The organism is Bartonella sp. AP36NXGY (genome assembly GCF_042195865.1).
Lineage (GTDB): Bacteria > Pseudomonadota > Alphaproteobacteria > Rhizobiales > Rhizobiaceae > Bartonella.
In genome coordinates this window covers 176,724-202,362 of the sequence record NZ_JBHIPD010000002.1, presented here as the reverse complement: position 1 = coordinate 202,362, position 25,639 = coordinate 176,724, and the positions used below count along the sequence as shown (strand labels likewise).

Here is a 25,639-nt window from a genome sequence, read left to right as displayed (position 1 = left end):
TTTGTCCTACAACATAATAAAATAATGGAGATACGTTTTATGAAGATACTCGTTATTGAAGATGATCATGAGACGGGGCATTATCTCGAAAAAGCATTTTTGGAAGTAGGGCATTCTGTTGATGTTGCTTATGATGGAGATACGGGATACGCTTTAGCAACCACGGAAAATTATGACGTTATGGTTGTTGACCGAATGCTTTTGCATCGTGATGGTCTTTCTATTATTGCTGAATTGCGCGCTAAAGGCAATGAAACACCGGTTCTTATTCTGTCTGCTTTAGGGCAAGTTAATGATCGTGTAACGGGGCTGCGTGCAGGGGGAGATGATTATTTGACAAAGCCTTATGCTTTTTCTGAACTTCTTGCGCGTGTTGAAGTTTTACAACGGCGGAAAAATCCTAAAGAAGCAGAAACTGTTTACTGTGTAGGTAATCTTGAGCTTGATCGGTTAGCACATACGGTAAAACGAGGTGATAGAAACATTCTATTGCAACCACGAGAGTTTCGTTTACTTGAATATTTGATGCGTTATGCGGGGCAGGTTGTTACACGCACTATGCTTTTGGAAAACGTTTGGAATTACCATTTTGATCCACAAACGAATGTCATTGATGTCCATATCTCTCGTTTGAGAGCCAAAATTGAAAAAGATTTTGATGTTCCCCTTCTCCATACAGTGCGTGGAGCTGGATATATGCTGAAAGTACCAGATAACAAAGCATGAATCGTTTGATTAATATAATGCGCACGACGGCGCTAAGGCTTTCAGCACTTTACATTTTATTGTTTGGATTGGTGGCAACAGGACTTTCTATTTATATGACGGCATTTTCTGCTTCATTGTTAACAGAGCAAACTGAACAGGCTTTACATGAAGAATTAAAGTATATTGAAAATGCTTATAATTATGGGGGATTATCCTTATTAATGCGCACTATTGATTATCGTTCAAGACAACCAGGAGCATTTCTTTATCTTGTTACAGATTCTATGGGGCGTATTTTAGCAGGAAATGTAGCACGTATTGAATTAGGTCTTTTGAATCAGAGTGGTTTTATTTCTACCTCTTTTTTGTATTCCCGTTTTGGAGAACATGGCAAAACAAGTGAACATCGCGCTTTGGCGGTTATTGTTGATTTACCTAATGCTATGAAGATTCTTATAGGACGTGATTTGGATGAGCCAGAACGTTTTGCTGTTGTTATTCGCAAAGCTGTGATCATTGCACTTGCTGCAATGGTTGGAGGCGCTTTACTCATATGGTTTTTTGTTGGCAGGAGAGCTTTACAAAGGATTGATCATGTAACGGCTGCATCACAGCGCTTGATGGATGGTGATTTCAGTGGGCGTTTACCTGTTTCTGGAGTAGGGGATGAGTTTGATCGATTGTCAACCAATCTTAATGTTATGTTAGACCGCATTGAAGAGTTAAATATTGGTTTACGTCAAGTATCAGATAATATTGCTCATGATCTGAAAACGCCGTTAACGCGTCTTAGAAATCGCGCTGAAGAAGCGCTTTCAGGAAATAAGACAAAGCTTGAATATCGTCAGGTCCTTGATAGGGTTATTGCAGAATCAGATCAACTTATTTGTACGTTCAATGCGATTTTAATGATTTCACGTATTGAGGCCAGCAGTGCAATTGAACATCTTGAAATGATGAATATGAAACTGATTATTGAGGATGCTGTTGAGCTTTACGAACCTTTTGCTGAAGAGTCAGGTGTTTTACTTCAGTTGGGAGATATATTTGATAAAGAGCTAAAATTGAATCGTGAGCTTGTTGCGCAATCAATTTTTAATCTTATAGATAATGCAATTAAATATGCGCCTAAAGGTGGAAGGCAAGCGAAGGTTTGCTTATCAATGGAATATCGTGATGAACATTTATTAGTTGTTGTGAGCGATAATGGACCAGGAATAGCAGAGGATAAACGTGAAAAAGTGACAGAACGATTTGTTCGTCTTGAAGAAAGCCGCACACAACCTGGGTTTGGGATTGGTTTAAGTATAGCAAAAGCGGTTATGAAGCTTCACGGGGGTGAATTGTTACTTGAAAATGCAAATCCAGGGCTTAGGGCTGTTTTGTTATTTCCTTAAAGATATTTTTCTTCACTTTCATACGTAACAACTATTTTAAAAGTATAAAGCAATAGAAAGGAAAGCAAAATGCTTTTCAAGGGAGCAGAGATGAAACAAGCTTTTTTAAAAACACAGCTTCTCCCTTTATGTCCTCTCGATAAAAGTGGTTCCCAATGGTTAAAAGACATGGAAGAACAAGCAAGGAAAGAAGGTTTAGAATCGCTTGTTTCCATCATTTCAGAGAGTGGAACGCAGATTGATTTTATCAGTTCGGTTATGACCTTATCTCCTTTTTTGCGTGAGGTTTTAATTGCCAACCCATCATATCTTAGTGCTTTATTAAATGTTGATATAGAAACAAGGCTGAGCGAAATTATAGATGATATTACAGCTATTGATAAAGATGAAGCTATAAATGAAACTTCATTGATGGCTGCTTTAAGGCGCAAAAAACGAGAAGCGCATGTTCTTATTGCTTTAGCTGATTTGGGTGGTGTTTTTACTTACGAAGTTTCATGTGCTTGGTTGACACGTTTGGGCGAAGCAGCATTAAGTGTAGCACTACGTTTTCTATTAAGAGAAGCGCATGATCATGGTAAGATCAATTTATTAAGCCGTGAGAATCCAGAAAAAGACTGTGGTTTAATTATTTTAGGGATGGGAAAGTTAGGAGCAGGGGAACTTAATTATTCTTCTGATATTGATCTTATTGTTTTCATTGATGAAACATCACCTCATATTGGTAATCTTTCTGAAAGTGTTGACGTATTTTCTAAAATGGTACGCCGATTAATCCGTATCATTCAAGAACGCACTGCGGAAGGATATGTTTTTCGTCTTGATTTTCGTCTTCGTCCAGATCCAGGTTCAACCCCTTTGGCCTTACCAGTAAGGACTGCATTGCGTTATTACGAAGGGCGTGGGCAAAATTGGGAACGAGCAGCCATGATTAAAGCACGTCCAGTTGCTGGTGATAAGAGGGCAGGTTTTAACTTTCTCAAAGAGCTTTTTCCCTATGTGTGGCGGAAATATTTAGATTATGCTGCTATTGCTGATATTCATTCGATCAAACGTCAAATTCATGCGCATAAAAATTACGGTCAAATTGCAGCTTATGGGCATAATATAAAGTTAGGTCGTGGTGGTATTCGTGAGATTGAGTTTTTTGTTCAGACACAGCAGCTCATTGCTGGTGGACGTTTTCCTCAATTACGTGGACGTCAGACAGTTGCAATGTTAGCAGAACTTCACACGCTTGGTTGGATCAGTGAGAAAACGAGAAATAGCCTTATAAAAAGTTATGCTTTTCTTCGAAATGTGGAACATCGTATTCAAATGCTTTTCGATGAACAAACACATCTTCTTCCAAATGATACTGCTCAATTCACGAGTGTTGCCTATTTAATGGGTTATCAAGACAGTAGCAGTTTTATCCGTGATTTATTAAAAACACTTCAGATTGTTGAAAAACATTATGCTGCACTGTTTGAGAATGAGCAAGAACTTGGTTTAGAAATTGGTAATTTAGTTTTTACCGGTGAAGAAGATGATCCGGAGACATTAATAACGTTAAGCCGTTTAGGCTTCGAAAGAGCAAGTGATATTTGTCGTATTATGCGCACGCTCCATTTTGGTCGTTATAAAGCAACGCAATCAGCCGAAGCACGCGAGAGATTAACGGAATTAACACCAGCTCTTTTGAAAGCTTTTGGTGGGACAAAACGAGCTGATGAGGCGATGTTGCGTTTTGATGGTTTTTTACAGGGCTTACCTTCAGGAATTCAGCTTTTTAGTCTTTTGCAGTCTAATCCTTCTCTTTTGGATATGCTTGTCCTTATTATGGGGGCTGCTCCACGTCTTGCAGAAATTATTGCACGCAGGTCCCATGTTTTTGATGGAATGTTAGATCCGAATATTCTTTCAGAATTACCGACCAAAACGTACTTAGAAAAACGGCTTGAATATTTTCTTGAAAATGTTCTTTCTTATGAGGAAATTCTTGATCATTTAAGGATTTTTGCAGATGAACAACGTTTTTTGATTGGTATTCGAATTTTAAACGGTACAATTACAGGAGAAAGAGCGGGTTTTGCTTTTACTGCGCTTGCTGATCTTATGATTACAAAAACATTTGCTACCGTTCAAGAGGAATTTTCTCGTCTTCATGGTCGTATTAAAGGGGGGCGTGTTGGCATATTGGGTATGGGGAAGCTTGGAAGTCGCGAATTAACAGCAGATTCCGATGTTGACCTCGTTTTGCTTTATGAACACGATGATGATGCAGAAATATCTGATGGAGAAAAGCCTCTTTATATCTCTCAATATTATACGCGTTTAGCACAGCGCCTCGTTTCTGCTTTATCCACTCTTACAAGCCAAGGTATTCTTTATGTCGTTGATTTAAGGTTACGGCCATTAGGCAATAAAGGACCTATTGCTGTTTCTTTTCCATTTTTTAAAAAGTATTATCGCCAAGAAGCATGGATATGGGAATATCTTGCTTTAACAAGGGCTCGAGGCATTGCAGGAGACCCTGATTTTTTACAAAAGCTAGAAAATGAAGTGTGTGCAATTATTGCTATTTCTCGTGATAAGAAGGAAGTTGCAAAAGAAGTATGTGAAATGCGTGCCTTGATTGCAAAAGAAAAGCCGCCAAAAAATCAATGGGATTTAAAAACGATGTCTGGTGGCATTATGGATTTGGAGTTTATTGCTCAATTTTCTCTTATTACGCATGTCATTGAGTTTCAAATTGGAGCGACGACAGCGGATATTTTAGATCACTTACCAAACAGTTTTCTTAATCAGTCATGTATTGCTGATTTACATTATGCCTATCGTCTTTATACAAATTTGAGTCAAATTATACGGCTTTGCTTAAATGATTCTCTTGATCCCAATGACATGCCACCTGGATTAAGTGACCTTTTGTTGAATAGTGTTGGGGAACCTGATTTGCTTCGTGTTGAAAAATTAATTGCAGAAACTGGGCAATTGGTCTGTTCAGTTTTTACAAAAATCATGAAATATTAAAATAATTCTATAAGAATAAATAAAAATTATTAATTCCATTTTTATATATTAATTTTTGTCTTTCATTTCATAGACGCTTGAGAGGGTTAGAGTGAAGTTCTCTACTGTTTTTTCAAGTGTGATGAAAAAATTCTCCATTCTAGGTATCATTCTTTATACAAAAAGCGGTGAGTGATTAATTTAGTGAATCATATTTTTTATGAGCGTTATCTCATTTTTTCAAAAAATTGACATTATAATTATTTATATAATTCCAAGTAATAATGATCAATATGAAGCTATAAAAGCTACTATAGATTAATAGCTTCTGGAAATTATAAATAATATTTAAGCTTTATTTAAAACTAATTTTAATTTTTTAACTGTGTCATTTTTGCTATAGATTTTTTCAAAAAATTGTGAAACGATTTATCATTATTTATGTATCACATTAGCTTTTAGGGGAGCAATTATGATTACAAAGTATTTAGCCTCAACATCTATATTTTCTTTAATTTCAATTTCTGTAGTACAGGCGTCGGATATCGTTATTCCTGAACAACCTGTTCCTGTTATTCCAGCACCTGCTTTGTCTTGGACAGGATTTTATCTTGGAGGACAGATTGGTAACTTTTCAGGTAAAACAACTGCAAGTTATTTAAAACATGAGACAGGGATATGGAATCCAATTGGAAAGGAGAATTTACCTAAACTTTCTGGTTTTATCGGGGGAGTTTATGCAGGTTCCAATATTGATATCGATAATAGTTTTATTATAGGTATTGATACAGATATTATGTGGTTTGGTAAAAAGGATTCTAAAGATGTCAATCTACCGAAAAAAAGTCCAACTGAAGAAACACCAAAACTTGTAGAAAAAACAAGTCTAACAAGAGATTTGCATGAGGAGGATTCGACAACACCTATTAAAGCTGTACGTCATACTTTAAAACAAAAATGGGCTGGTGCTACACGGGTGAGAGTTGGTTTTGCGATTGAGCGTATGATGCCTTATATTTCTGGAGGGATTGCTTATACGCAGCTTCAGAATATTTTTGCGGCAGTAGCTGATAGCAAAAATGGAGAAGTTGATTTTTCTGATTGGTTGCATGATGAAAAAAAGACCATGATTGGTTATACCCTTGGAGGTGGTATTGATTTTGCAATGACTGATAATATTATTGTACGTGCAGAATATCGTTATTCAGATTTTGGCAAAAAGAAGTTCATACAGGATAAATTTGAAATGGGCTACAAGACAAATGATTTTCGTGTGGGTGTAGCTTATAAATTTTAATTTTTTGCAGAATTAAACACTTCAAAAGTCTCATTTTCGAATGAGGCTTTTATTTTTCAGATATGTTCTAGTAAATATCCTTTACTCAAAAGAGCTACTATTTTATTCGAACAATACTTTGATTTGTAAACATAAATTACTTTTTGTCATGTTGAGTGAGAGACCCAAGTGTCATAAGATTTTCTCATTTTAATTGAACCGATCAAAACCATGTCTTTTGCACGTCAAAAAGAGGGGGGCGTCGTGAGATAAAAACATTAAAGAAAGAATAAAAATGCTTCTTATGAACCATTTTAAGTGCTAAAGGCTGTCGCTACATTAGGGGGTGGCAAAGTGTGAGATTTTGATACTAGCTTGCTTTTCCATAAACGTGAAGATGGTGTTGCTAAATGGACTTAACATTACATCATTCATAGGTACCGTCGGGAAATGGGTTTGGGTGCTTTAAAAGATGCTTTTTTAAACCAACATGTGAATTGGCAAGCTAATGGCATTTTATTTTATTTGAAAGATTTTTCATACAATCAACTTTTCTGTTTTGCGGTATCGTAAAATATTTTATTTAATAACAAAAAGCTCGCAAAAAAACTCTAAAGAACGTAAAATTACATCCGCAATATAATTCAATAATAAAATAATTATAAAGAGTATTATAAAGTGATTTATAGGAAAAAATAGAGAGAAAATTAGGAATTTATTGAGACATAAAAAACATTATTACCTATGTCTGTTATCGAAATATAATCTATTATTTTCCTAATTTTTTAATGTACGATAATAAATTTCGAGTGAAATAGTAATGGATCATTTCAAATCTATTTACGATAAATCAATCAACATCATTTGTTTATGAATCACAAGTAGGTTGGGTTATTTAAATTATATACTTTAGTTATTATTTGGCTTTTTTAGCCATTGATTTTCAGGTATAGAAGCTGAATGAGCTTCTCTATTATTCTATAAAATATCATCATTGTAATATTATAAGGATTTTACGCATTAGATGCTTTTGGAGGAGTGGATGATGAAATTCAAAGCAGGGTTTATGTGTAGAGCTTTGTGAAGTAAATCACATGCGCAATTAGCAGCTGGAACCCGTGAGACAAGAATCCGAATTATTTATAAATCAGATGTGGTAGAATTTTCGTCCTTTAGAGCGGGAAGGAAGAAAACCGATAAGTTTGTAAAAAGCTCGTTACATAAGTGGGGCAGCAGATGGAATTCTCTGAGAAAAATTGATCTATTAACAGAGAAGGTGAAACTTTGTCTTTTAAGGAGAAAAAGGGAAATAAGAATTATGATTTCCAAAGGGATGTGAAATAAAAATATTTTCGTTTTTGGTTGTTTTGGCAACTATGAAGGTGTTTAAAGATTAATTGTTTCAGTACATGCAATCTCGTTTTTGGGGTTGATAATGCTATAACGTTGTAATTGGCAATGCCATTGATTTTGTAAGCGTTCAATGGAAAATAAATTAAAGCCTGCGGGTGGTTTTTTATCACCAAAAGCTTGTGATGCAGAAGGAACACCAACAATAGGAACTTTTTTAATTGGTCCTTCAATGTAATTCAATGTGGGTAAATGAGTATGTCCGTGAAGAATAAGCTCACAACCGTGGTATTTGATAATGTCTAGAAAACGTTTTATATCCCGTAGTTTTTTATGCCAAGACGTTGCCTTTGGAAAGGGGGGGTGGTGAATCATGACGACACGAAAAAGGTTGCGCTGTGCTGCTTCCTTTAAAAAGAGCGGTAAAGTTTGCGCTTGCATTTTACCAAAATAGCCAGAAGCTTGAAAAGGCAATGTCGCAATGGCTGAAGAAGCTGCTATGATGGCAACATCTTTGCGAATGCGCATATAAGGAAAGGCACTTTTTTGAGGGATGTCACCTGTAATCCAAGGTTTAAAGAGAGTGCATGCTTTTTGTAAAGCGCCGCGGACATAGGCATCGTGATTTCCAAATGTCAAAGAAATATCTTGAGGTTTTCCTAGGTTAAGTAGCCAACGATGAGCTTGTACAAATTCTTTATCGAGAGCAAGATTTACAAGATCACCAGAGATCACAAGGTGATCAGGTTTTGTTTTGTTCAAGGCATCTATTAAAGTTTCTAGGACATCTGTTGCCATCTGACTCTTACGTTTTTTTTGCCAGTTCAGATAACCGGTAAGACGTTTCCCAGAAAGTTCAAAAAGGGAAGGTTGCGGGAGAGGGGAAAGATGTACATCCGATATATGGGCAAGATAAAACATAAAAGCTCATAAAGTATTAAAAACGATTTAAAGAATAAACATAAGATAAGTTAGTGCTTAAAGGCAAGAAAGATTGTAAAATGAAAATTAGCTTGCAAAAAAGAATGTCTCAAGCGGAATGTTCTAAATAGAATATCCCTAATAAAATATCATTGTGTTGTAGATTCACATATTTGTAAAAAAAACATTTCTCAATGCGTTTGAGCTAATTTCACGATGGTACTCGATATTATAATGGAAAGCTTCTGTGAACTATATAGGGCTTACTGTACACTACCATCTCTACACTTATACAAGGTGCAAATAAAAAACATCATACTATTTTCCCCCAATTTTATGAAAATCCTTGCTTTGCTTTAAGAGGATTCATAAGAGGTATTTCACTCTTTTCTTCAATGGTTTCTATCCATACAGCATCCCTTCTAATAATACGCAAGAGAATGTTTTTTATTGTTTTAATATGAGGATATTGGAAATAAGGAGAATTCCACTGTATTTTGAGTTATAAATCAATACGTTATCTAATTACAAAAGACAAGTAAATACGTAAAAAGATAAGCTGAATTTTAAAACTATTATACGAAATCTCAGACTTTTTAACGGCCTTCATAATACCACATGCTGCTCAACAGTAAAAGGCAAGCAAGCAGTGCAAAAAAACCAGAAAATATCGAAAAATAAAAGGTATTGATTAAACGGGTTTCTGTTGCTTCTTTCAGAACAATTGAATGTGCTGGGGAAGAGGACGGACTTGTTTTTGATTGAATCAGCTTAAATGGAGGAAGATGAATGTTTTCTTTTCCTTCAGGGTGTAAACGTCCGATGTAGCCACCAGTGTGCTTAATAATGGGGGCTAGTTTTTCTTGTGTTGAAATCAAGTCAAACAACTCAAGATTATCGAGCATCCCTACAGAAGAAAGTATTGTTAAACCGCCATTTTTAATGTTAAAAATTCCTGTCTCATCAGTGGTCACAGTTGCAGTAAAAAGGCCTTCTTTCTCTTTGGTCAGAGTAATATTTTCTTTTTTTCCAGAGGGAAAGATTATTTCAGCGGGTTCTGGATGGTCTTTTAGAGTTTGGCGGCGAATTGTTAAATGATGATGGCTGCTAGTCGCACTTAATTTTTCTTCCTCAAGTTCTGGTTCTTTCATGAGCCAATGGGCAATACGACGATAAAGAGCAGCATAAGGACCACCGCCTTCGAAACCTCGTGCCCAAAGCCAACTTTCATCAGAAAGCAACATGCCCATACGTCCTTTATCAACATGGGAGAGAAGTAAAAGTGGTTGTTCATCCGCTCCTTTCATGAGGGCGATTCCGTTATTTATGTTTTGAATAGCAATTTGTCGCAACCATTGCCCCCATTGAGAAGCGGGAAGGTTAAGTGTTGCAAGACCCCTTGTGACAGGATGGCGCTCACCTTCTTTGGTTAATGTGGGGCGAAAAGGTTTTTCAATAATAGTTCCATTGGGCAATGCCGGTAGAATGCTTATTAAAGGTGTTTTCGCAAGTGAGTTTTTTTGGGTAAATTCAGGTCCTGTTACCATCAACAATGCACCCCCCTTTTGTACATATTGGGCGATATAATCATAATAGATTAAGGGGAGAACAGTAGAGTGCTGGTAGCCATCAAGGATGATGAGATCAAAGTTATTAATTTCTTCAACAAAGAGTTTTCTTGTGGGAAAGACCACTAAGGATAATTGGCTTGAGGGCGTATTATCTGCTTTGGTGGGGGGACGCAAAATAGTAAAGTGAACAAGATCAATATTGGAGTCACCTTTCAAAAGGTCTCGCCATGTCCGTTCTCCATTATAAGGAGCACCTGAAATAAGAAGAACGCGTAAATTTTCTCTGATTCCTTCAATAATTGTTATGGCGCGGTTGTTTTCCAAGCTTAGTTCACCTTTGTGTGGATCAGTTATAACTTGGATAATATTTTTTTCAGCATGAGGAAGGGTAATTTCAGTTTGAAAAATCACGCCAGGAGTTACAGAATAATGGCCAATGTCTTGTCCATTGACGCTTAGTGTAATATTTGCTTTCTCTGATATTGTTTTTTTGGCGGGGCCTTTATCTTCTACCAAAATGGAGAGCGTTTGTGGTTTGTTGACAAGGGCAAAGCGTGGAGGAGAAATAAACTTGATTTGGCGATCAAATTCATCTGAGTATCCTGTAATCAGGGCATTGAGAGGTGCTTCATGATGAAGGTCTGATAGGTCAGGGATGTCATGCACTTGTCCATCGGTGATAAAAATGGTTCCTGCATAACGAGAGAACGGTACATCAGATAGTGCTTGTGTTAAAGCTTCAAACAAATTCGTTGAGGGTGCATATCGATTATCAGCAAGTTTCCCAGCTTCAATAAAGCGTGGTTCAAATTGTGGATAATGCGCCAGTGTTTCGACTAATTGCCTGCGCGCTTCATCACTATCATTTGTACGTGTTCCAAATGATTGGCTTTTGCTGCGGTCAATGACAATGCCTACTGTGCTTTTCAGTGGTTCGCGCTGTTCTTTTATGATCATTGGATTGAGCAAAGCAAGGATAAGGGCGCTTAATGCCATCAGACGAAATAAAGAACCTTGCCGTAGCGTAACAAGACCAACAACGACAAAAAGAATCGATATTCCGCTTAAGAGCAGAATCCAAAAGAGTGGTAAAAAAGGCTGAAAAGTGAAAAATGATATCATTGCCTTCTTTCTCTTTTAAAGCGTTCCAAGAGTGCTGGAACATGCACTTGATCCGCTTTATAGTTTCCTGTAAGCACATAAAGGACAATATTTAAACCTGCACGAAATGCCCATAGACGTTGCATTGGATCATTGGGAACAAGGGGATATTTCCATGCCCCTTTTTCATCGAGTGCCCAAGCCCCAGCAAAGTTATTTGCGGTGATGAGAAGGGAGCTTACGTTATCGCCGTTGGCAAGAGAGTTTTTATTTTTTTTGTTTGTTGATGAGGATTCAACCCATAAAGGTGAACCACGGTAGAGACCAGGAAAATCTGGCATAATATAAAAAGAACGTGCAACAACATGATCTGTTGATGCTGGCTCAATGGATGGAATATTTAACTTTTTTAAGATATCTCGTAATCTTTGCGTTTCTGGAGTAGCGTCTCCTTCAAGATTAAGATTGCTCTTTATCTGATCGCGCGTGTCAAATAAAATTGTTCCCCCATGTTTCATAAAGTTATTTATTTTTTCAAGGCTTTTGGGGGTTGGTATAGGACTCTTAACATCAATTGGCCAGTAAATAAGAGGATAAAAAGAGAGTTCATCTTTATCGAGATCAAGTGCTGTAACAGAGCCAAGGGTAAGCATTGTGCGCTCTGCGATAAATTGACTTAACGCTTCTAGACCACTTTTACTCGTTGTATCAATTTCATGATTATTGGTTATAACATAGGCAAGATGTGTTGCGCCAGCAGCTTGTACACTATCATGATGATTTTCTTTCGTTTGTGCATGAAGAGTTGGATCATATGAAAACAAGGCAATAAGACTTATAAAGGGGACGAGAAACATATTACGCCGTTTCATGAAAGAAAAAATATCTCCCATCCATAAAATGAGAAAATTGTCAAAGGCGAATAATAAGATGGCTAATCCTAAAAGTGGACCGATAAGATTTTTTTCTTTTGTATCGTAAGATAAAGGGCTTTTATTAAGAGAAGTTGGCAATGATGATTGTTTCATCAAGTGCGACGAATGAGTTAAGAGATTGAGTGCATAAAAATTGTTTTTGGCACCATAAAGTCCTGGGGGAGTATGGTAGGAAGGATGGGGTGGATTTTGAGAGTCAAAGATCAAAGGAACAACATCAGAGGGTGGTACTTGTAATTGTCCGTCAATGGCTATAGTTCGCCAAGGGTTTTGTATCACTGTTCTTTTTTCTCTGTGTGTTAGGTTTGTGTTTTCGTTAGAACCTAATGTGATTAATTTTTGCAGCATTTGTGCAAAAAAGCCAGAAAGAGGAAGGTTAGACCATGTTGGGTCAGGAGCAACATGAATGAGAATGAGGGTTCCTTTACCACGTTTTGCTGCGGTAACAAGAGGGGTTCCATCCGAAAGGCTAAGCCACGTTTTTTCAAAAAGATCTGGGGTTGGTTCTGCGAGGATTTGGCGCGAGACAGTAACATCTCCTGGAAAGGGAAGACCAAAGAAAAAGCTATTTTTTGCAAAAGGGGCAAGCTTTTGTGGTTTTGTCCAAGACATAATACTTCCAAGGGAACGTTGACCTGGGCGCAGTGGTATCGGAAGAAGGTTATCGTAATGTTCTGCGCTACTGAGTTTTTCTCCTGCAAAGCGGATGAGTGTTCCCCCTTTATTCACAAAATCAGAAAGTTTTTTTTCTGCTTTTGGGGGTATGTTAACAATGTCACCCATAATCAAAACAGATGGATTTTGTTTAAGCAAATGATCAATATCCGTTGAAAGTTCTCTTCCACCGGCTGTTATAAGCTGTGTATGACCTTGTAAGGCTTTGATAATGTAATAAAATGGAGCAAGTAAAGGCTGTGCCATTTCATTGGTATCGGGTGAGAGAAGAGCAACACGGCTTATCCTGTTATGGCTATCTACCAAGAAGGTTGCAGCAGCATGGTTTTGATTGTTTATTTTTATCCAAGCGATATCATTGCGTAGTTCAAGTGGTACATTAAAAGGAACAAGTGCTGTTGTTTCTCCTTCAGAGAACTTGTTCGTAAATTGACCGAGAAGTTGATTATTTGAATCGTAAAGGCTGAGTATAGCGGGAGTATTACTGTGTGTTGTTGAGCGGATAATACGCGCGCCCATGTTTCCATTATTATTTTCTATGGATGTTATGCCGGTTAAATCGGAAATATCAGTCAAATACCACAAGAAGTTTCTAGGTTTTAATTCTTCAAGAAGAGCAAAAGCTTGCTCATCTTCATTTGTTTGTAATCCATCACTTAAATAAGCAATATCAAGAGGTTTTCCTTTGGTTCTTTCGCTGAGTTTTTTGAAGGCATGCACACGGTTGACAGGCCAAGGACGCGGTTGCAAATGCATTAAATGCTGTTTTATAATCTTGGCTGGTTGGGGCTCTATATTGGAGATATTATTTTCAGCCGTTGCAACAAGATAAATATTTTTTTGCTGTTTTTCTGCCTGTGCAAGGAGCATTTCAGCGATAGAGATGCGCTGTTTCCATTCTTTTACAGAAACCCAACCATTATCAATAATGAGTGCAAGGGGTTGAGATCCGGAAAAGCTTATTGGTTTTTGATTCCAAGTGGGGCGTGCTAGAGCTATGATAACAAGTGCCGCTATGGTTAAACGCAACAAGAGCAACCACCAAGGTGTATGTTTTGCTGTTTCTTGTTGATGAGTTGGTTTGGGTAAGAAGCGAAAAGGGGGAAAAAGCTCTTTACGCGGAGATGGAGGAGTTATCCGCAACAGCCACCAAATGACCGGTAGGAACAAAAGCCCTAGTAACAGAAAGGGAGCAGCAAAACTCAAAGTGCCCTCCTTTTTTGCAATGGAGAGTCGCTCATTGTATTTGCAAGATGAAAAATGGTCTCTGTTAAAGGTTGATCTGTTGTACTAACGTGATAAGACCATCCTTGGCGTGCGCAAAAATTTACCAATTCTTGTCGCCTTGCGTGATATAGTTTACAATAGCTCTTACGAAGATCTTCTGCTTTAGTGGAAACATGTTTCTCTTTCGTTTCGGGATCCAAAAATTCTGTGTGACCTGTGTAGGGAAAGCTTTCTTCTGCGGGATCAGAAATTTCAATTAAATGCGCTGTCACTTGTTTTGTAGTTAAAACGGTTAAATGTTGGATGATTTTTTCAGGATAGTCGAGAAAATCACTCATTATAATGACATGTGAAAAGCGTGTAATCGTTGAAAAATCCGGAAATAAATTTTCATCTGAATGATTTTCTAAAGCAAAGGCTATTCGTTCTACGACATTGGATGTCATTGTGGGGGACATTAAGTTAGGAATAGCAATATGTTCGCCACTGCGTGCAAGAAGGGATGCCAAGGTAAGGGTAAGAATAATGGCATGATTACCTTTAGAGATTTTAGAAAAGCGCGAACAGTAATGCATTGATGCGCTCTGATCAGGACAAAGCCAAACGGTTTGTGTCATTTGCCATTCATGTTCACGGAGATATGTATTTTCATCACGCGCTGAGCGACGCCAGTCAATGCGGCTAATGGATTCTCCTTCCATATAGGGACGAAATTGCCAAAAGTTTTCCCCATTACCGCTTTTACGTTGTCTATGCCATCCGGTTATCAATGTATTAGCGATATGACGCGCTTGTAAAAGGAAATATGGCATTTTGCCAGTATCCTTATGCAGTTCATTTGCCAGCGACAATGGAGGCTTTTGTAAAACTTTTTTGCCAAGAGCCATTCAAAGAGCATCTTTCACAAGGTTATTAATAATATCTTTTACGGTTATATCTTCAGCACGGGCAGAAAAATTAAGAGCCATGCGGTGTTGTAATACAGGATAGGCCAATGCTTCAACATCATCAAGTGAAGGGGCTAAGCGTCCATAATAAAGAGCACGGGCGCGAACACAAAGTGAAAGGGCTTGTGATGCCCGTGGACCAGGTCCCCAAGAAACATAAGTATTAGCAAGGCTATTGTCTTTATGAGGGCGAGATGAGCGGACAATTTTTAAAATAGCTTCGATCACACTTTCTGAAAGAGGCATTTTGCGAACGATATTTTGAATTTTTTGCAATTTTTTGCCGGATAAAATTGGTTTTGCATTTGATTTTTTTTCTTTTGTTGTTTCTAAAATAATCCGTCGCTCTGTTGTGAGGTCAGGATAGTCAATATCGATTTGCATCAAAAAGCGATCCAGTTGTGCTTCAGGAAGTGGATAGGTCCCTTCTTGTTCGAGAGGATTTTGCGTTGCAAGAACATGAAAAGGTTGTGGCAAATCATAACGGTTACCTGCAACAGTAACATGATATTCTTGCATAGCTTGTAAAAGGGCTGACTGTGTCCGTGGGGAAGCACGATTGATTTCATCGGCCATGAGAAGTTGCGTAAAAATAGGACCTTGAATGTATCGAAAAGAACGTTTACCGTCTTTATCGGAATCCATAATTTCAGAACCAATAATATCCGATGGCATTAAGTCAGGAGTGAATTGGATGCGTTTTTCATCAAGCCCTAAGACTGTTCCCAATGTTTCAACAAGACGTGTTTTTGCAAGTCCTGGAGCACCGACAAGAAGGGCGTGACCACCAGCAAAAATAGCGATTAAAGCATATTCGATTACCTGATTTTGCCCAAAAATAACTTTGTCAATTTCTTTTTGTAAAATATCCAATTCTTTGTGTGCCGTATCAATATCATCAATAATGACTTGAGCTTCATGATTGATATTGACCTTTTTTATAGAATTGGATGATGGATCATGTTGACTCATATTTCTTCCTTAAGGCGTTTGTCGCAAAAATGGTAATTTTCTCTGCATGATAATGGATATCTTATTGTTTGTAACAGAAAATGAGAAGAAATGAAGTATCATATGCCGTTTTTTTTCATATTCGTATAGAAGAGAAAAGTTTCTTTGGAAGAATAGACGTGCTTTATAAGGGATGTCTTAAAAAATTTGTTTTATGAAGAGAGTTTTTTAAAGCAATGAAGACAACTTTTTTGAAAGGTTAAAGGGTGAATATAAGACAGAACTTCAAACAGGTTGCGTGGTTACAACAAAGTGATATCCAAACACTTCTTCGTGTTTTGTCTGTGGAGGGGGAAGAGGCGCGTATTGTAGGGGGAGCAGTGCGCAATCAACTGCTAGGGCAGCCTATTAGTGATATTGATATTGCAACAACCTGTTTGCCGCAACAGGTTATTGCACGTGTAGAAGAAGCAGGATTTAAAGCTATTCCTACAGGGATTGCTTTTGGTACAATAACAGTAGTTGCTCATTCATGTTCTTATGAGGTTACAACGCTTCGCTGCGATATTGAAACAGATGGTCGTCATGCAAAAGTGGCATTTGGTCGTGATTGGAAAAAAGATGCTGAACGGCGAGATTTTACGATAAATGCGCTTTATTGTGATGCTGCTGGCAACCTTTATGATGATGTGGGAGGTTTGAGTGATATTGCTAGCCGAACAGTTCGTTTTATTGGGGTTGCAGAAGATCGTATTGGCGAAGATTATTTGCGTATTTTACGGTTTTTTCGCTTTTTTGCGTGGTATGGAGCAGGGCGACCTGATGTGCAAGGATTGAAGGCATGTGTTCGTTTAAAACACGGTTTAAAAAAACTTTCTTCTGAACGTATTTGGGCAGAAATGAAAAAGCTTCTTGCGGCGTTTGATCCAACGCGTGCTCTTTTATGGATGCGACAAAGCAGAATTTTGGCACTCATTTTTCCTGAAACAGAACGATGGGGTATTGATGCAATTCACGCATTGGTGAAGACAGAACAGGATCTTGGTTGGAAAGTTGATCCATTGTTACGGCTAGAAAGCCTTCTTCCTCCTGATCCCATGCGTCTTCATGAAATGGCACAGCGCTTGCGTTTTTCTCTTAAGGAAACAACGCGATTAAAAGAATGGGCAGAGTTAGAAATAATAAACCAAAACTGTTCTGATCATTTTGTGCAAAAACTGATTTATTTTCATGGACGACAGCCAGTTTTAGATCAATTATCGTTGTCTGTCGCTGCATCACATCTTGATCATCTGGAAAAAAGTGATGCTTTGCAAAAAGCAGAGGGTTATGTCAAGCTTTATCAATTTGCCCAAAAATGGCAAATTCCAACTTTTCCTATTAATGGTAACGATTTAATAAAGAAAGGTTTTACAAAAGGTGTACTTTTAGGAAAAAAGCTTAAAGAGCTAGAAATGATATGGATTGAAAGCGGATTTTTAATGGATCGTCATGCACTATTAGAAAAAATTGATTTATAATATTTCTGTTTATAAACTCACTGTTGTTTATATTTTTTAAGTCAACATATTAATTTATAATAATCATTATTTATGTGAAATAAGAGTTCACAATATTGTAAGGTTATTTCAAACCTGTTCATATTACATCAATCAAAGTTATTGCCTTACACGTCACAAGTGAGGAAAAATGATTACAGAGAGGAAAAATGTCTCTTATGAATCATCTCAAAGATAAGGATTCTCGAAAATGAGAACGAATAAAGAGAATAGTGGTAGCGGTTTGCACCTTGTATGACCATAAAGAGGGGGATGTTCACTGGATTTTTACTATGAGGAGTATTTAATCATTCATAGGTGGTGATATGAGGTGATATGAAATGGATGTGATGGGCACTAAGAAATGTTTATTTTACCAGCACTTAATTGTTGGAAAATGATAGGCATTATACGCTCTAACTGTTCTTTATATGTTGTATTATTGTTTTTCGTGATAATTTATGTTTTTATAGATTACAGTTTCTTTCATGATAACCAATTTGGCGTAATGCTTCTCCTGTTGTTATGGCTACGCTCATGGCGAGATTTAGAGAGCGTGCCTGTGGTTGCATGGGAATTTTTAATGTGTAATCGGCCGCTTCATGAACATAATCGGGAACTCCAGCTGATTCCCGACCAAAAAGTAAAACATCATTTCTTTGATAGCATATCTGCGTATAGCATGTTTTTGCTTTTGTACTTAAAAGCAACAGGCGGCGGTTAAAGTGTTTCATGGAGCTTATAAAATGTTGCCAATCAATGTGTCGTTCTAAGGACGCATATTCGAGATAATCCAATCCTGCGCGTTTGAGATTACGATCCGACAGATTAAAGCCTGCAGGTTCAATAATGTGCACATGTAAACCAAAGCAAGCGCTAAGACGTAAAATCGTTCCAGTATTACCAGCAATATCAGGTTGGAAAAGAGCTATATGAAGTGTCATGTTCTCTGTAATATGATTTTTCTTTCGACTTTGTAAAGAAATACCACAATTTATTCGAAAAATATGCTTTGAGAAATACATGTTTTTTACGGTTAATTTTTATACCCTTTAAATTTCAGGGAAAAAGTTATGTATACAGATCTGTTTGGGATAAGAGAGAAGCTCCCTATTCGGGACTTCCTTTTATTGAGCAATCCATGAAATAACTTGGCTCATTATGTTGAAAAGTGGGATATTTAATGAGGTTAGATCATCAATTTTAATTAAAATCAACAAAATATGCTTTTTATGCAAAAACAGAAGCGAAAAAAATACTCATGCAACCAGTTGGAATTGAGGGAGGGAGAGATGCTGTAAATGTGTTAAAGAAATAACCGATAAGCTCAACTTGTTTACTGAGATATGGTCATAACAAGACTATGTTTCTTTCTTTAGAAGTGTTTATTTACATGCTATCTCTGATTTTCACGGGCGGGGGAGTAATTTTGATTGATTAATATGAATAGGTTTGAAATGAAAAAACCTTACGGTGTTTAGGGATTTCATTTACTCTGTAAAACGATGAATTATCATTATAAAACAGTTTTTTGTATAAACCATACAAATGGCAGGAGTGTTTTACGGGGATGTTTTTATGGTTGAGGTAACGGAGTGATCAAGCATTGTACAATGGGAGAGGGTATGGTAAAAGAATGTTTTAGCAAAGTGTCTCTTTAAGTTAAGGCCATGGGTGAGCAAACGAGGCGGGATTTTCTGTTTTTGGTAACAGCTGTTGCAGGAGCAGTTGGAATGGGAGCGGTTGTGTGGCCTTTTATCCGTCAGTTGCGTCCAGATGAAGCTGTTTTGGCATCTTCCTCTGTTGAGGTTGATCTTTCTGGTATTGAAGAGGGGATGTCAGTAACGGTAAAGTGGCGAGGACAGCCTGTTGTTATTCGAAATCGTACGGCAAAAGAAATTGCTGATGCGCGCGCTACTGAATTGAGACTTCTAAAAGATCGTCAAGCGCGCAATCCTAATCTTGAAGGTGAAAAAGAAGCGACGGATTTTGCACGTTCAGCAGGTAAAGGACGTGAAAATTGGCTTATCGTCATTAATCTTTGTACGCATTTAGGCTGTATAACACTTGGGCAATCTGGGAAATTTGGAGGGTGGTTGTGTCCATGTCATGGGTCTGTTTATGATACAGCTGGAAGAGTGCGGTCGGGTCCAGCTAACTATAATTTGGCTATTCCTCCTTACCAATTTCTTTCTGATACTTTGCTCAAAATAGGATAAGGTTATGACAAGGTTTTCTCCTTATTGTCCTAAAAATGCACTTGCCCGTTGGTTTGATAAGCGTTTTCCTCTTCCTCGTTTTTTTTATAATGCATTTGTGATTTTTCCTGTTCCGCGTAATCTTAATTACTTTTATACATTTGGCGGTATTTTGACCATTATGCTTTTATCACAGCTTTTGACTGGTATTGTCTTGGCTATGCATTATGTTCCGGATATTCATTTGGCTTTTGAAACCAGTGAACGATTTCGGCGTGAAGGGCAGTTTGGTTGGCTTTTTCGTCCATGGCATTGTGTAGGCTCTTCGTTTTTTTTTATTGCTGTTTATATCCATTTAGCACGTGGACTTTATTATGGTTCTTATAAAAATATGCGAGAAATGGTATGGGTTACAGGTATTTTTATTTATATCATCATGATGGCAATAGCATTTTTTGGTTATGTGCTTGTTTGGGGGATGATGTCTATTTCAGCGGCTTCAGTGATTGCAGGGCTTTTAAAAACGATACCTTTGGTGGGGACATGGTTGCATGAGACACTTCTGGGTGGTTATGTCGTAGGACAACCAACGTTGAATCGTTTTTATGTTTTCCATTATGTTTTATCATTTATTTTGCTTCTTTTTGTGGGGCTGCATATTTGGGCAATTCATTGTGTTGGGCAAGGCAATCCAACGGGTCTTGCTATACAATCAGATAAGGAAACAGTTCCATTTTCGCCTTATGCGCTTATCAAAGATATTTTTGCTATTACTGTTTTTCTCATCTTCTTTGCCTGGTTTTTGTTTTATATGCCCGATTATATGGGGCAGGCTGAAAATTATAGTGTGGCAGATCCTTTAAAGGCACCTCTTCGTGTGGTTCCAGAATGGTATTTTTTGCCTTTTTATGCGATGCTTCGTGCTATAACTTTTGATATCGGTATTTTCTCTTCAAACTTTGTTGGCTTTGTTTTATTCGTCAGTTCGATTTGCATTTTAATTTTTGTGCCATGGTTAGACCGCTCTAAAATATGTTCAGCAAGATATCGACCTGTTTATAAAATTTTCTTTTGGGCGTTGGTTATTGATGTCGTTTTTCTTGGTTGGTTGGGGTCAAGAGAAATAAGTGACAAAATTCTTTTATGGACACAATTGGCTACGGTTTATTATTTTATATTTTTTTTGGTTATTTTGCCGATTTTGCCAGCGTTTGAAAAAAATTGTTCTCTTCCTTCTTCAATTATGCAAGATTTAAAACAGAAAAAAAAGAGACTATGGTAAATGTTTTTGTCGGGCTGGTTGTTATTGTTGCTATGAGTTTTTCTGCTCAGAGTTTAGCGAGTGATGCCTCTGATCAGGAAGAAGGATTTATTTCTTTTCCTTTACAGGTTCCTAAAAAACAAGAATGGAGTTTTTCAGGTCCATTTGGGCTTTATGATAAGGCGCAATTGAGGCGCGGATTAAAGGTTTATAGACAAGTTTGTTCCAGCTGCCATGGGCTAAAATATGTGGCTTTTCGCAATTTAAAAGATCTTGGGTATGATCAAGAACAGATCAAAGCTTTGGCGGGGCAATATGAAGTGCGCGATGGTCCTAATCGAGAAGGAAAATTTTTTAAACGTGCTGGGGTTGCAACGGATTGTTTTCCTTCTCCCTTTTCACATGAAGAAGAAGCAAGATTTATTTTGAATAGTGCTTATCCTCCAGATTTGACATTGATAGCACGTGCACGTGGGGTATCTTTGCCGTTTCCTGCTTTAATTACTGATGCATTGTCTCATTATGATACAGCTGGTCCAGATTATATTACAGCTCTTTTAACAGGATATCAGAAGGCACCGAAGGAGATAAAAATTGCGAATGGTTATTGGTATAATCCTTATTTTATTGCCGGTAATTCTTTAACTATGGCTCCTCCTTTGAGTGATGGTATGGTTGCTTATGAAGATGGAACCCCAGAAATCATTGAACATTATGCGCGCGATGTTTCTGCTTTTTTGATGTGGGCTGCCGATCCTCATATGGAAATTCGTAAAAAAACCGGTTTTCGTGTTATTTTATTTTTAATCATTTTTGCAGGGTTTGTTTATATTTTAAAAAATCGTATTTGGTGTGGTTTAGAAGAAGAATTAGAGAAAGAAATAAAAGACGAAATAAAGAGAAAAGGGTAAAGCGATAAGGCTCAAAAGAGTATAGAGTATAAAGAGCATAAGGAACAAATCTTTTTATGATGCATTGAGGTTTTATAAAGTAAAAGCAAAGTAAAAATGGAGATGTTAAAATGAAAAAAATTGCATGTACTACTCTTATGTCAATTTTGATGGTTTCTAGTACTTATGCTCAGTCTTTTGAAGTGCCTTCAAAACCTGAAATGATCTCTTCGACGGGTATTGTACAGGTGGGGATAGATAAGTCTGTGCGTTATGTGACACCTTTAGCAACGGATTTTGTTGCTTCCAGTCTTATAGGCGCCAATGTATATAATATAGAAGATGAAAATATTGGTGAAGTAAAAGATATTATTTTACGTGAAAATAATATTGCAGGATTTGTTATTGCTGTTGGTGGTTTTCTTGGCATAGGCGAGAGTTATGTGGTCGTTTCTCCAGAAACAATCCAGATGACAAATGATTATGGTAAATGGAAACTTATTACAAATGCGACAAAAGATTCTTTAAAGAACGCTCCAACATTTAAATACGAAGGGCGTTGGACACGCTAATTTTATATTTCTATTCTTTAATGGACCAAGCTGTTGCTATCACAATCATATGCTAGCAACAGTTTTTTTGTTCTAAAAGCTCTTGAGAATTTTTGCGACAAGATTCCAAGGAGCTATTATCAAAGTTTTCAAGATAAACTATTAAGACAGAGTGAAGATTTAAGTATTATGTTTAAATAACATGATATCGCCATCTTGCACAATGTATTCCTTTCCTTCATCGCGGGCTTTTCCTGCTTCCTTTGCACCGCTTTCTCCACCCAGAGCAATATAGTCATTATAGCTGATGGTTTGGGCACGAATGAAACCGCGCTCAAAATCTGAATGAATAACACCAGCTGCTTGGGGAGCTTTTGTACCACGCGTAATTGTCCATGCTCGTGTTTCCTTAGGCCCACAGGTGAAGTAAGTAATGAGATCAAGTAAATGGTAACCAGCGCGAATGAGGCGATTGAGACTCGGTTCAAAGAGTCCTAGCGCATTGAGATATTCTGATGCTTCAGCATCACTCAGTTGTGTAATTTCCGCTTCGATAGAAGCAGAAATGATAATGCTTTGCGCATTTTGCTCTGTTGCCATTTTTTCAACTGTTTGGGTAAAGCTATTTCCACGAGCGGCGTCATTTTCGCTTACATTACAAACATAAAGTACAGGCTTGGAGGTTAAAAGATTCAAACTCTTAAGAATGTGGTGTTCATCGGAAGAAATATCTTTGAGTAATAACCGGACAGGGTTTCCCTGTTGCAGTATGTTTAATGCTTTTTCCATAATAGGTAAAATTGTGAGAGCTTCTTTGTCTTTTCCGGTTGCTCGTTTACGGATTTGTATGATTCGTCTCTCAAGACTTTCAAGATCCGCAAGCATGAGTTCGGTTTCAACCGTTGTCGCATCACAAACAGGATCAATACGTCCCTCTACATGGGTAATATCTTCATTTTGAAAACAGCGTAAAACGTGGACAATAGCATCGACTTCGCGAATATTGGCTAAAAACTTGTTTCCTAAACCTTCGCCTTTTGAAGCTCCTCGCACAAGCCCCGCAATATCGACGAAGTTAATGCGTGTAGGAATCATTTCTTTTGAACCAGCGATTGATGCAATTTTTTCCATTCGTAAATCTGGAACAGCAACTTCTCCGGTATTGGGTTCAATGGTACAAAAAGGATAATTGGCAGCCTGTGCAGTGGCTGTTTTTGTTAATGCATTAAAAAGAGTTGATTTCCCGACATTAGGTAATCCGACAATACCGCATTTAAAGCCCATGAGAGTCTTTCTTTTCTATTAATTTTATGGTCAAGATAAAGCTTCCTTTTTATAGCATATTTTCAGAAGAGTTATAGTCCTGGTCTTGCGATAAGTGAGAAAAAAGTCTAAAGTAATAGGTATCTACTTTTTTACCTTAGTTCTTCTTACCTTATTGTTCTCCTTAGTTACAAGGATAAGAAAACTTCGAATTAATGTTAATATTGTGCTAAGTTTTTCATGGTATGCAAATCTGCATAAATAATTAATCGGAGAAAATAGAAGAGTGTTATCTCGTTGTGCCTTTTTAATTGCAGCACTTTTGGCTTTGGCTGGATGTGCTACACGTCAGTCAGATATGTCATCGGTACCTTTTCAACAAGTTCGATACATTCCACCAGAAATACAGGCTTTGTATGGTCCTGTAACGAATGAGACCTATTCGTTACCTGCTGTTGATCTTGCGACAATTGATCCAAAATATTGGCGACAAGAGGTGATTTATTATACATCTTATGCGCCTGGAACATTGGTTATAGATACGCAAGAGTGTTTTCTTTACCTTATTGGTGAAAATGGAAAAGCTTTGCGTTATGGGATTGGTGTCGGTAAAGAAGGCCTAGCATTTGAAGGTGAGGGGGTTATACAGCGCAAGCGTCGGTGGCCAAATTGGGCTCCTACTGCAGCTATGATGGCTCGAGAACCAGAACGTTATGGTCATCTTGGGAAAGGAATGCCACCAGGGCCCGATAATCCATTAGGTGCGCGGGCACTTTATTTGTTCAAAAATGGGAAAGATACACTTTTCCGTATTCATGGCTCACACGAATCGTGGTCAATTGGGCGTGCTATTTCAAGTGGGTGTATCCGTTTGCTTAATCAAGATATTATCGATCTTTATGATCGTGTTCCCATTGGTTCGCGTGTTGTGGTATTGCAAAACAATAGGAGTATTCCTACAGTTTATAGTCAACAATCAAATGGTTACGATCCGCTACAGTCGACCATTCAGCCAAATGATTTTTTTTAATTTAGGGGAGAAGATTGGAGAGAGCTGTGTTTGCTGTTCAATCTTCTCTTTCTCTCAAAAGAGAATATAAGCCTTTCTTCTTCAAAGGTGTATACAAGCTTGTATTCAGTTCTATTTTCTAGCTTCTCACGTTGCCAACAGATTTTGCCTTTGAGAAAGTTTATAAGAGGATTTTTTTAAGAGTTCTTATTCATATTCTTCACGCGACAGGGGCACGCAAGCTAATGGTTCTGATTGTGTTTTATCGTTTGTGAAACTTCATTCATAAAGAGGGATTTATCATCTTTTATAAGGAGAGCGATATTTTTTGCAATTGTCTCTAAGAGAGGGGATAACCATTCTTGATCAGATTTGGTAAAATTCCCCAAGACATGTTGATGAACAAGTTCTTTGCTTCCAGGATGACCAATTCCTATGCGTATACGACAATAGTCAGTACCACAATGGGCATCAATAGACTTAATGCCATTATGCCCATTATGTCCTCCACCAATTTTTATACGAACTTTCCCCGGTGACAGGTCTAGTTCATCATAAATGATGATCAAATTCTTTAAATCTAATTTATAAAATCGCAAAGCTTCACCGATAGCTTGACCAGAAAGATTCATGAAAGTTTGTGGTTTTATAAGAAAAATTTTCTCATTATTTATGAAACCATTGGAGATTTCTGCTTGAAACTTCTTTGACCATGGAGAAAAAGAGAAGGACTGATAAATGGCATCAACAGCCATAAAACCGATATTATGGCGGTTATTTTGATATTGTAAACCAGGATTGCCAAGACCAGCAATAAGCCACATGTGTATCTTCAGTCAAAGTATGAGTAAGGGTAATGTCTCATAAATTAAGGCG

Annotated in this window: 18 protein-coding genes; 10 read left to right on the top strand and 8 right to left on the bottom strand. The window is 37.5% G+C overall.

Annotation, left to right across the window (positions count from 1 at the left end):
• The first annotated feature begins 39 nt into the window (after positions 1-39).
• The 4 genes from ACFINX_RS01790 (at position 40) to ACFINX_RS01775 (ending at position 6,396) form a co-directional block, all read left to right on the top strand.
• A complete protein-coding gene (locus ACFINX_RS01790; protein WP_273791552.1) occupies positions 40-726 on the top strand; it encodes a response regulator transcription factor in 687 nt (228 codons plus the stop codon).
• The gene (locus tag ACFINX_RS01785; protein ID WP_375610111.1) at positions 723-2,105 is read left to right on the top strand and encodes an ATP-binding protein; all 1,383 of its coding nucleotides are present in this window, start codon (positions 723-725) and stop codon (positions 2,103-2,105) included. Before ACFINX_RS01790 ends, ACFINX_RS01785 begins: the two co-directional genes overlap by 4 nt.
• Positions 2,106-2,195: 90 nt before the next feature.
• Positions 2,196-5,120 carry a bifunctional [glutamine synthetase] adenylyltransferase/[glutamine synthetase]-adenylyl-L-tyrosine phosphorylase gene (locus ACFINX_RS01780; protein WP_375612994.1) on the top strand — a complete coding sequence of 975 codons (2,925 nt, stop codon included), beginning with the start codon at positions 2,196-2,198 and terminating at the stop codon, positions 5,118-5,120.
• Positions 5,121-5,571: 451 nt separating this feature from the next.
• Positions 5,572-6,396 carry an outer membrane protein gene (locus tag ACFINX_RS01775; protein WP_375612993.1) on the top strand — a complete coding sequence of 275 codons (825 nt, stop codon included), beginning with the start codon at positions 5,572-5,574 and terminating at the stop codon, positions 6,394-6,396.
• 1,365 nt (positions 6,397-7,761) lie between these two features.
• Here the strand turns inward: ACFINX_RS01775 and ACFINX_RS01770 are convergent.
• The 5 genes from ACFINX_RS01770 to ACFINX_RS01750 form a co-directional block, all read right to left on the bottom strand.
• Positions 7,762-8,646, bottom strand: a complete 885-nt coding sequence (locus tag ACFINX_RS01770) for a metallophosphoesterase family protein (protein WP_375668223.1) — start codon at positions 8,644-8,646, stop codon at positions 7,762-7,764.
• A gap of 596 nt (positions 8,647-9,242) precedes the next feature.
• Positions 9,243-11,339 carry a glutamine amidotransferase gene (locus ACFINX_RS01765; RefSeq protein WP_375668222.1) on the bottom strand — a complete coding sequence of 699 codons (2,097 nt, stop codon included), beginning with the start codon at positions 11,337-11,339 and terminating at the stop codon, positions 9,243-9,245.
• A complete protein-coding gene (locus ACFINX_RS01760; protein ID WP_375638068.1) occupies positions 11,336-14,134 on the bottom strand; it encodes a DUF4159 domain-containing protein in 2,799 nt (932 codons plus the stop codon). Before ACFINX_RS01760 ends, ACFINX_RS01765 begins: the two co-directional genes overlap by 4 nt.
• On the bottom strand, positions 14,131-15,042 hold the full coding sequence (locus tag ACFINX_RS01755; RefSeq protein WP_375638069.1) for a DUF58 domain-containing protein: 912 nt from the start codon (positions 15,040-15,042) through the stop codon (positions 14,131-14,133). Before ACFINX_RS01755 ends, ACFINX_RS01760 begins: the two co-directional genes overlap by 4 nt.
• Positions 15,043-16,074, bottom strand: coding sequence for an AAA family ATPase (locus ACFINX_RS01750; protein ID WP_375612988.1), 1,032 nt, complete (start codon positions 16,072-16,074; stop codon positions 15,043-15,045). It abuts the gene before it with no gap.
• Between the two features lie 245 nt (positions 16,075-16,319).
• Between ACFINX_RS01750 and ACFINX_RS01745 the strand changes: the two genes are divergently transcribed.
• On the top strand, positions 16,320-17,573 hold the full coding sequence (locus ACFINX_RS01745) for a CCA tRNA nucleotidyltransferase (RefSeq protein WP_375612987.1): 1,254 nt from the start codon (positions 16,320-16,322) through the stop codon (positions 17,571-17,573).
• 485 nt (positions 17,574-18,058) lie between these two features.
• Here ACFINX_RS01745 and ACFINX_RS01740 read toward each other — a convergent pair whose 3' ends face one another.
• Complete coding sequence (locus tag ACFINX_RS01740; RefSeq protein ID WP_375668221.1) at positions 18,059-18,535, bottom strand: tRNA (cytidine(34)-2'-O)-methyltransferase; 477 nt, start codon at positions 18,533-18,535, stop codon at positions 18,059-18,061.
• A 726-nt stretch (positions 18,536-19,261) separates the two neighbouring features.
• Between ACFINX_RS01740 and petA the strand changes: the two genes are divergently transcribed.
• From petA to ACFINX_RS01720, 4 genes are all read left to right on the top strand, one after another.
• Complete coding sequence (gene petA / locus ACFINX_RS01735) at positions 19,262-19,810, top strand: ubiquinol-cytochrome c reductase iron-sulfur subunit (RefSeq protein ID WP_375611173.1); 549 nt, start codon at positions 19,262-19,264, stop codon at positions 19,808-19,810.
• A gap of 4 nt (positions 19,811-19,814) precedes the next feature.
• Positions 19,815-21,071, top strand: a complete 1,257-nt coding sequence (locus ACFINX_RS01730; RefSeq protein WP_375611174.1) for a cytochrome bc complex cytochrome b subunit — start codon at positions 19,815-19,817, stop codon at positions 21,069-21,071.
• Positions 21,065-21,961, top strand: coding sequence for a cytochrome c1 (locus tag ACFINX_RS01725; RefSeq protein ID WP_375668220.1), 897 nt, complete (start codon positions 21,065-21,067; stop codon positions 21,959-21,961). The genes ACFINX_RS01730 and ACFINX_RS01725 overlap by 7 nt, the downstream gene beginning before the upstream one ends.
• A 110-nt stretch (positions 21,962-22,071) precedes the next feature.
• Positions 22,072-22,512, top strand: a complete 441-nt coding sequence (locus ACFINX_RS01720; protein WP_375611176.1) for a PRC-barrel domain-containing protein — start codon at positions 22,072-22,074, stop codon at positions 22,510-22,512.
• Positions 22,513-22,671: 159 nt separating this feature from the next.
• Here ACFINX_RS01720 and ychF read toward each other — a convergent pair whose 3' ends face one another.
• Positions 22,672-23,775, bottom strand: a complete 1,104-nt coding sequence (gene ychF, locus ACFINX_RS01715) for a redox-regulated ATPase YchF (protein ID WP_375668219.1) — start codon at positions 23,773-23,775, stop codon at positions 22,672-22,674.
• A gap of 265 nt (positions 23,776-24,040) precedes the next feature.
• Here ychF and ACFINX_RS01710 point away from each other — a divergent pair, with 265 nt between their 5' ends.
• On the top strand, positions 24,041-24,784 hold the full coding sequence (locus ACFINX_RS01710; RefSeq protein WP_375611178.1) for a L,D-transpeptidase: 744 nt from the start codon (positions 24,041-24,043) through the stop codon (positions 24,782-24,784).
• Positions 24,785-25,005: 221 nt separating this feature from the next.
• Here the strand turns inward: ACFINX_RS01710 and pth are convergent, their stop codons facing one another.
• Positions 25,006-25,587, bottom strand: a complete 582-nt coding sequence (gene pth, locus ACFINX_RS01705) for an aminoacyl-tRNA hydrolase (RefSeq protein ID WP_375631640.1) — start codon at positions 25,585-25,587, stop codon at positions 25,006-25,008.
• Between the last annotated feature and the right edge of the window lie 52 nt (positions 25,588-25,639).